Annotated in this window: 8 protein-coding genes; 6 read left to right on the top strand and 2 right to left on the bottom strand. The window is 39.6% G+C overall.

Annotation, left to right across the window (positions count from 1 at the left end):
* A partial coding sequence (locus H6G48_RS16915) for an RNA-guided endonuclease InsQ/TnpB family protein (RefSeq protein WP_190722597.1) occupies positions 1-777 on the top strand: 777 nt, incomplete at its 5' end.
* A 235-nt stretch (positions 778-1,012) separates the two neighbouring features.
* Here H6G48_RS16915 and H6G48_RS26430 read toward each other — a convergent pair.
* Both H6G48_RS26430 and H6G48_RS16905 read right to left on the bottom strand, forming a co-directional pair.
* Entirely contained in the window at positions 1,013-1,282 is a 270-nt protein-coding gene (locus H6G48_RS26430; protein WP_242034674.1) for a hypothetical protein, read from the bottom strand.
* Positions 1,283-1,434: 152 nt separating this feature from the next.
* Positions 1,435-2,046: a calcium-binding protein gene (locus H6G48_RS16905; RefSeq protein ID WP_190722596.1), complete on the bottom strand. Its 612-nt coding sequence runs from the start codon at positions 2,044-2,046 to the stop codon at positions 1,435-1,437.
* A 262-nt stretch (positions 2,047-2,308) separates the two neighbouring features.
* Between H6G48_RS16905 and H6G48_RS16900 the strand changes: the two genes are divergently transcribed.
* From H6G48_RS16900 to H6G48_RS16880, 5 genes are all read left to right on the top strand, one after another.
* Entirely contained in the window at positions 2,309-3,343 is a 1,035-nt protein-coding gene (locus H6G48_RS16900; protein WP_190722595.1) for a Clr5 domain-containing protein, read from the top strand.
* A 92-nt stretch (positions 3,344-3,435) separates the two neighbouring features.
* A complete protein-coding gene (locus H6G48_RS16895) occupies positions 3,436-4,434 on the top strand; it encodes a tetratricopeptide repeat protein (RefSeq protein WP_190722594.1) in 999 nt (332 codons plus the stop codon).
* 306 nt (positions 4,435-4,740) lie between these two features.
* Positions 4,741-5,001, top strand: coding sequence for a hypothetical protein (locus H6G48_RS16890; protein ID WP_002758926.1), 261 nt, complete (start codon positions 4,741-4,743; stop codon positions 4,999-5,001).
* Positions 4,988-5,398 carry a type II toxin-antitoxin system VapC family toxin gene (locus H6G48_RS16885; protein ID WP_012264691.1) on the top strand — a complete coding sequence of 137 codons (411 nt, stop codon included), beginning with the start codon at positions 4,988-4,990 and terminating at the stop codon, positions 5,396-5,398. The genes H6G48_RS16890 and H6G48_RS16885 overlap by 14 nt, the downstream gene beginning before the upstream one ends.
* 194 nt (positions 5,399-5,592) lie before the next feature.
* Positions 5,593-8,793: a CHAT domain-containing tetratricopeptide repeat protein gene (locus H6G48_RS16880; protein WP_190722593.1), complete on the top strand. Its 3,201-nt coding sequence runs from the start codon at positions 5,593-5,595 to the stop codon at positions 8,791-8,793.
* Positions 8,794-8,886 lie beyond the last annotated feature (93 nt).

The raw sequence follows: 8,886 nt of genomic DNA, 5'->3' as shown, positions 1-8,886 counted from the left end.
TCAAGACAAATACCAGAAAGCTGTGAACCAAGCACAGTAACAGTCAGATTACATCCTTCTGGACGTTGGCATATCTCAATTAGATTTGATGACCCAACAATTAAGCCATTACCCCCAACCGATAAAGCCATCGGAATTGACTTAGGAATTAGTAGCCTAGTAATTACCAGCGATGGAGACAAGGTATCTAATCCTAAGCATTTTAAGAAACATTATCAGAGGTTGCGAAGAGCAGCGAAAAATTTTTCTAGAAAACAGAAAGGCTCAAAAAATAGGGAAAAAGCAAGAATCAAAGTAGCCAAGATTCACGCTCAAATCACCGATAGCAGAAAAGACCATTTACACAAGCTAACCACTCAATTAGTTCGTGAAAACCAAACGATTGTGGTTGAGAATTTAGCCGTCAAGAATCTGGTCAAAAACCCGAAATTATCTCAGGCAATATCTGATGTTAGTTGGGGAGAAATCACCCGACAATTAGCCTATAAATGCCGTTGGTATGGGAGAAATTACATCGAAATAGATAGATGGTTTCCTAGCTCTAAAAGATGTAGTAATTGCGGGTATATTGCTGAAAAAATGCCGTTAAATGTTCGAGAGTGGGACTGTCCAGACTGTGGGACTCACCATGACCGAGATATTAACGCTAGTAAAAATATTTTGGCCGCAGGGCTTGCGGTGTCAGTCTGTAGAGCGACCATAAGACCAGAACAGAGTAAATCTGTTAAGGCAGGTGCGGAACCCCGCAAGGGAAAGAAGCAGAAACCTAAATCGTGAGGTTTGGGAATCACCGTCCGTTTACGGCGGTGAGGATGTCAACTACAGTGAAAGATGCAGCGTCATCAAGATGAGCTAAGAAGATATTAGTATCTAGTAACTCAAATGTATTTCCTCCGAAACCAAGGCTATTATCTAGATCTGAAAAAACTATTTTTGAAGCAATATCTGTGCTTCCAATTGTAGTGAAAAAACTTTGACCATTCCAGTTAGTTAGAACTGCCAGTGGAATTGGTTAATCTGGATTAAAAGACCCCAAAAAAACCTCACTGTTTGTTGATGGATTATTCGGCAATCCTGAAAGAACTGGAACAAAGTTTTCTGAAGTAGTCCCAAGACCAAACTCAGAATTGGCACCAGCACCACCTCCTAAGGATTTAACGTAAATATCAACCTGATCAGGAAATTTAAACTCTGCTGCACTGCTTGGATTAGTAATACCGCCAACGAATAAAGCAATAGCAAAAGTAAATAAGGGATATTTGGGGTTGCAGGGATTGAACATTTTTGTTGCTCCTCAAAAATTAATTCTTTTTTTGTTGTTCGTTATCTTTTGTTCCTTGAGAACAAGGTTCATGCTTTTAGTTTGATCAGTGAGCAAAAATTGCCCAGTCGTCTGGAACAGGCGAACCAAAAGATTCGCCCGCCCACTCCCAATTAAACAAGCTGAACATCGAAAGAGACAGCAAACCCTGCGGGGCGATTTTCAATGGTTGCGAATTGTTGCCCAAGAAAACTTAACCCACCTGTTAAGCTATTGTAGTTAAATTGGCTAAGGCTACTAGCAGTAAATCCGGACTTACTGATCTGGATGACATCGCCCTCTATCCACTGAAAATCCTTGATTACGTCAACTCCTTCTAGAAGAGAACCGAAATAAAAGACATCGGCACCAGTGCCGCCAGTGAGGATATCATTGCCATAGCCGCCATAGACAAAGTCATTCCCGGCGCCTCCTAATAAAACATCGTTGTCGGCTCCGCCAAAGAGATAATCATTGTCGTTTCCGCCTGATAAAGTGTCAGCACCTGCTTCGCCAATGAGCAAGTCACTACCGTTTCCGCCGAAGACATTGTCATTTCCAGCGCGGCCGAAGATGTTATCTGCACCATCTCCACCATCAATGTAGTCGTTGCCTATTCCACCGTCGATGTAGTCGTTGCCTCCTTGGCCGTAAATGCTATCATTCCCTTCATTCCCGTAAAGGGTGTCATTACCGAAACTGCCGAACAAGAGGTCATTGTAAATTGTACCGTTGTAAACTGGCATTAGCTGTCAACTCCTGTGAATTAATTAGTTGATGATTCAAGTCAAACATTCAGATCAAATAACATTCAATAGATACTGAATAACAAATTGGTATCAGCCAACAACTCTAAATAACTCTAAATAGCTCTAAATAACCGTACATAACTTTTAATAACAATTAATAACATTGCTTTCTCTTTCTCATCAAAATATTGACAAATTAGAGGAAATGATGTAATCTTTAAATATCTCCATTAATTTTTTGATTATTTTTGAACTAAAAATGGTTGGCATTCCTGACAGGATAGGGACTAAAGATAAAGACCTATTGCAAAAAGCATTTCTAAACTGGATCTTGCAAAATACTGGTTTGATAAAAAATCAAGATCATAGTTGTTTATTTCAACTTCTATATCATCCAAAAAATCAAGATAAAAAAAGAAGTGAAATTGTCGAAATAATGAAAGATAAGCATAATCTTCATTATACGGAAGCAACTATTAATGAATATGCGAAAAGAATTAGGAGAATAATGGTAGATGTGTTTAAACAAGCGATGATAGACGATGGATTAGAATTAAGTGTCAATTTAATTACTACTAAATATGAGAAGAAAGGAAAACCTCAGAATTCAATTGAACCTCATCAAGTGACTTATCAATGGTTATGGGAGAAAAAATTTCCTCGGATGGGTTGGGAATTAGCAAAAGAAGTTGCTGCACCTGCTTGTAATAAGTTAACGATGCTGGATATTAATGAAAATTTTGAGGTAGAAAAATCCCCTAATGGAGGAGCCTCAAACGGTAGTTCAAAAAGGGGTCTAGTTATGAATGGTACTGTAATTAAGCCAGAGCCAGATAAGGGTAATTATATTTATCTTAACAAGCCCCATTATTTATGGGTTGATTTACCTGAAAATGGTAAATATTTATTGTTAATTAATGAGACTGTAGAAGGAAATTTTTATCTCTTTAGTCCTTCAAGAGCATTTGCCTATGTTCCTTATACTAAGCTGTCAGAAGGACTTCGTTTACCTCCGTCTGAAGGACTAGCTCGATTTTTCCAATATGATGCAGTAGGAGATGAATATTTTCTGGCAATTGTCACAGAGCAACCCATTGATTTATCTTGGGTTAATGGGGAATCTGACCCTACAGATATTATTTTAAGTCAAGAGCGTCTTGAGGAGATATTTATTAAATTGGGTCAACAGGGTAATAGTGAAGTGTTTTATAAGCGGTTTAAGGTGGTGGAACAAACAATTAATTACTCTGAGCAATCGGCAACAATAATCAACAACAAAAACTTAGTTTATTAAAGGAGAGGATCAAAAAATATTAGAAACTATCAAAAAATTACAGCAATAAACTCAATGTAAACCTACAATACTTGATCAAAAGGCCATCAATCATGTCTCTACCTCTTTCCTCTATTTTAGTGACCCTATCTCTCGGTTTGGGCTTTGTTTCTCTCCCTCTACCCATTCAATATTTGCCTGTAAATGCCATCGCTCAAGTCAATTCCCCCTCAACGGCTCAGGACTTTTTGGATCAGGGAGTAAAACAACTACAACAAGGTGATTTAGAGGCTGCCATTAATAATTTTAATGAAGCAATTAGACTTAATCCTAACTATGCTCAAGCTTATGGCAACAGGGGCATCGCCTATAGTCGTTTACAGCAATATGAGAAAGCCCTTGCTGATTATAACCAATATATTCGCTTTAATCCCAACTCAGCAGAAGCTTACTATAACCGAGCAACTCTCTACGATAAGTTAGGAGATTATCAAAAAGCGATCGCAGATTATGACCGAGCTATCCGCCTTAATCCTAATTTCAGTCAAGCGATTAGTAACCGAGAAATTGCCTACAATAATCAATTCCCGCAACAACAGCCACCCAATAGCAACCCCGCAAAAGTTCCAGTTCCACCCAATAGCAACCCCGCAAAAGTTCCAGTTCCACCCAATAGCAAACCCGCAAAAGTTCCACCCAATAAAAAACCTGCAAGGGTTTCAAGATCAAGAGTATTCTTTCCTGAGAATGGTCAGGGAGTGTACAACTTTGATCGGAAATCTGCGAGTAGTATCCTCAAAATTATACCGCCATCTGGTGCGGAAAATATGGTGATAAAGTTAGAGGATAAAATTAGCCGTAAACTGATCTGTTGGTTCTTGATATTAAAGGGGCATTCCTACGAAACACCCATTCCACCGGGGCAATATATAATAAAGTTGGCTACGGGTAAAAAATGGTATGGAGATAGACATCTGTTTGGTGCTAACGCATCCTACAGCAAAATTGACAAGGTGATCACTATTCCTGAGAATACACACTACACGATAGCTCTTACTCCAAGCCTATTGGGTACTCTCAAAGAAAAAAAGATCGGAGTGAATCAATGGTAGTAATAAGTAGCGGATGCTTATAACCTGTGGGGGCTTGTCTATGTAATGTCAGGAGATTATCAAATAACGAATCCCTGACTTACAAAGATCAGTAACTTTATTTCAGCAACAGGGAGATAAAACACAAGCTCAAAAAATATTACAAGTTCTTAATAAAATGTCGTAATAACTTTGGTTTATTCAAGGAGAATGGTAACATGAATCAAGCCATAATTAACCAGATACAATAGTATAACTAGATCGCATCATGCCAGCGATCGCCCTTGCCCATTGTCAACAGTAATTGCCCATAAAATAGGAAAAAAAATGCAAATTTCCATTCAACTAGACGATGAACACGCTCAAAAACTAGCCTATATTCAACAAACCACCCAAGAAAATACTTTAGAAACCATTCAACAAGCCATTGAACTACGCTATCAACAACTCCAAGAAAAAACACACGATCCCCTAGCTAAATTAAAACAAAGTTCCTTTATCGGTAGCTTTGAAGCAGAGGCTGACTTTGCCGAAAACTCAGAAAACATTTTGCATTCACTCCTATCCGAAAAAAATGATCATTGCTGATACAGGATTCTTTCTCGCTCTTGGCAATCGAAAAGACAAAGATCACTCGTTAGCCATTCAAACTATTTATAGTCAAAATGAAGCCTTAATTACCACCTATCCTGTTATCACCGAAACCTGTTATTTACTCTTAGCCAGAATAGGTAATCAGGCGCAAATCAACTTTTTGCAGGGATTGGTTAACGATAACTTTGAAATATTTCATTTACAAAATCATCATATTGAACGAATGATTGAATTAATGGATCGTTACGCTAACTTACCGATGGATATGGCAGACGCTTCTTTGATTGTATTAGCAGAGCATCTAGGACATGGAAGAATATTAACTGTTGATCGTCGAGATTTCAGTATCTATCGTTGGAACAATACGGAGGTTTTTAACAACTTATTGTAGGAGATATTTATTCAGGGTAATCAGGGTAATAGTGAGGTGTTTTATAAGCGGTTTAAGGTGGTGGAAAAACCCATTAATCACTCTGATCAATCAGCAACAATAATCAGCAACAAAAACTTAGTTTATTAAAGGAAGATAGTAACATCAATCAATCCATAATTAACCAGATACAACAGTATAACCAAACCCTAGGAATGCTATATCAGCAGGGGCAATATGAGCAAGGGATTATCTTCGCTCAAAAAACCTGTGATTTAGCCAAAAGTTACTCACTAACTAATGAGCCTATTTATGCTTATTCTTTGAATCTTTTAGCCATATTATATAAGTCAATGGGACGGTATGAGCAAGCTTTACCTCTCTCTCAACAAGTTCTCGAAATTGTTGGTAAAAGTTTAGGTACTGACCACCCTGAATATGCTAATTGTCTGAATAACTTAGCCCTATTATATGAGTCAATGGGACAGTATGAGCAAGCTTTACCTCTTCATCAACAAGCTCTGGAAATTAGTGGTAAAATTCTAGGTACTGACCACCCTAACTATGCTGGTTCTCTGAATAACTTAGCCGGATTATATAAGTCAATGGGACAGTATGAGCAAGCTTTACCTCTCCATCAACAAGCTCTCAAAATTATTGGTAAAAGTTTAGGTACTGACCACCCTGACTATGCTACTTGTCTGAATAACTTATCCGTATTACATAAGTCAATGGGACAGTATGAGCAAGCTTTACCTCTCTCTCTACAAGCTCTCGAAATTCGTAGTAAAAGTTTAGGTACTGACCACCCTAACTATGCTAGTTCTCTGAATAATTTAGCCGTATTATATGGGTCAATGGGACAGTATGAGCAAGCTTTACCTCTCTATCAACAAGCTCTCGCAATTCGTGGTAAAAGTTTAGGTACTAACCACCCCGACTATGCTGATTCTCTGAATAATTTAGCCGTATTATATCAGTCAATGGGACAGTATGAGCAAGCTTTACCTCTCTCTCTACAAGCTCTCGAAATTCGTAGTAAAATTCTAGGTACTGACCATCCTGACTATGCTGATTCTCTGAATAATTTAGCCGTATTATATCAGTCAATGGGACAGTATGAGCAAGCTTTACCTCTCTCTCTACAAGCTCTCGAAATTCGTAGTAAAATTCTAGGTACTGACCATCCTGACTATGCTGGTTCTCTGAATAACTTAGGCGGATTATATCGGTCAATGGGACAGTATGAGCAAGCTTTACCTCTCTCTCTACAAGCTCTCGAAATTCGTGGTAAAAGTTTAGGTACTGACCACCCTGGCTATGCCACTTCTCTGAATAACTTAGCCGCATTATATCGGTCAATGGGACGGTATGAGCAAGCTTTACCTCTCTTTCAACAAGCTCTCGAAATTCATGGTAAAAGTTTAGGTACTGATCACCCTAATTATGCTCTTTTTCTCAATAATTTAGCCCTTTTATACACAGCAACCAACCGCCCAGAAGAAGCACTAAAATTAATGCAAGAAGCGGCAGATATTGATTTAAAAACTATCTCGACCATCTTTAGCATTAGCACCGATAAGCAACGCATCAACTATCTTGCCAAAAACTACCATATAGTAGAAACATTTCTCTCCCTTGTTTTCCAACACTTTCCTAATAGCCCCGAAGCGGTACAATCTGCCTATAACCTCATCTTAAGACGAAAAGCGATCGCAACCGAAACCGCCATCCTGCAAAAAATCGCCCTATTATCCCAACAATACGCCCATCTTGCCCCCAAACTCCAACAATGGCAACAAATTAGGCAACAACTCGCCAAACGCTGTTTTGATATACCCACCCCCGAACAACTTCCCTACTACCAACAAGAAATTAAATCCCTCGAACAACAAGCAGAAAACCTCGAACGAGAATTAAATATCCCCGAACTTAACCTCGAAAAAGAACTGCAAAACGCTGATTTTCGTACCATCGCCTTAGAATTACCACAAGGAACTACTCTAATTGAATTTTTCAGGTTTAATAACTACAATTTTCCGGCAATTCCCGCCAACGGTGACGCTGCATCCTTTCCCCCTCGCTATCTCGCCTTTATCCTACCTGCCCAAGCCCCAGAACAGCTAACTATGATAGATTTAGGAGAAGCTGAACCCATAGACAAATTAGTGAAAGAGTTTCGGGAATCGGTAGAAAACCCACGAGGATTAAGTGTGGCCGTATTTAAGAAAAAAGAGGATATATCGCCAAAAATTGAACTAAGCAAGCTTATATTTGACAAAATCGAGCCTTATCTCACCCAAGAATTAATTATCTGTCCCGATGGCGAATTAAACTGCTTACCCTTTGAAATTTTACCCACCGATAAAGGCAGCTACTTAATGGATGAATATCGCTGCAACTTCTTAAATGTAGGACGAGATATCCTGCGCTTTAAAGCCAAAATTCCCGCAAAAGTCACCTATCCTCTCGTTATCGCTAACCCTGACTATAACTTAGCTAGTCCCGAAAACACGCCCTCAACTGCCGAAAATGAGGAAAAATTCCCCTTTAAACCATCCTTACGCAATTTAGCCACCTCTAGACAAGGACAAATATTCAACTCCCTCCCCGGCACCGAAATCGAAGGCGAAAAAATCGCTAAAATACTCAGAGTCAAACCCGTTACCGCCGCCAAAGCTTTAAAACCTCTTGTCTCCAAAGCCCAAAAAGCCCCGTATATTCTCCATATCGCTACTCATGGCTACTTTCTCGGCGATATAACCCCCGAACTGGACACAATTAACCAAAACTTCATGTTATCGAGTCTTTCCGCCTCAGAAAGATTCCAAGTCGGCACCAGGCAAAATCCCCTGTTGCGTTCAGGTTTAGCCTTTGCGGGGGTGAATACGATGTTAAACGGCGGTAAACTACCCGAAGAAGCCGAAGATGGCTTATTAACTTCCCTAGACGTGCAATCTATCAACTTAGCAGGGACAGAGTTAGTAGTAACATCCGCCTGTGAAACCGCCTTAGGAGACCTCTACACAGGAGAAACCCTCATCGGTTTGCGTCGTTCCTTCATCCAAGCAGGAGCAAAAACCGTTATTATCAGCCTTTGGAAAGTGGAGGATGTGGCTACCACTATCTTAATGCAGTATTTCTATTATTATCTCCTGAAAGCCAAACTTAGCAAAGCAGAAGCTTTGAGAAAAGCCAAATCTAGCCTCCAGCGTCTCACCATCGCCAAAATGCGTTCCCAATGGCTAACGGAAGATGCCATCAAATCGGCAGAAAAACACAGTATAGGAACTGCTGCCCATTTGCGTGAATTAAGTCAAAAATCTGATTTAGAACGCCCTTATGAAGCTCCTAAGTATTGGGCTGCTTTTATTTGTTTAGGGAATCCAGCCGGTCTTCCGCTTTTACCATTTTGACAGCCGAGCAAGGGACAAAATCTCAAAACCCACATTCCGCACCCTAAGTGTCACAACGTCTCAAAAGAGGAAGGGGCGTGAGTCAAAATACTT

Source organism: Microcystis flos-aquae FACHB-1344 (assembly GCF_014698375.1).
Taxonomy (GTDB): domain Bacteria; phylum Cyanobacteriota; class Cyanobacteriia; order Cyanobacteriales; family Microcystaceae; genus Microcystis; species Microcystis aeruginosa.
Note: the sequence above shows the minus strand (reverse complement) of the source record. Positions and strands in the feature narration are given on the sequence as shown.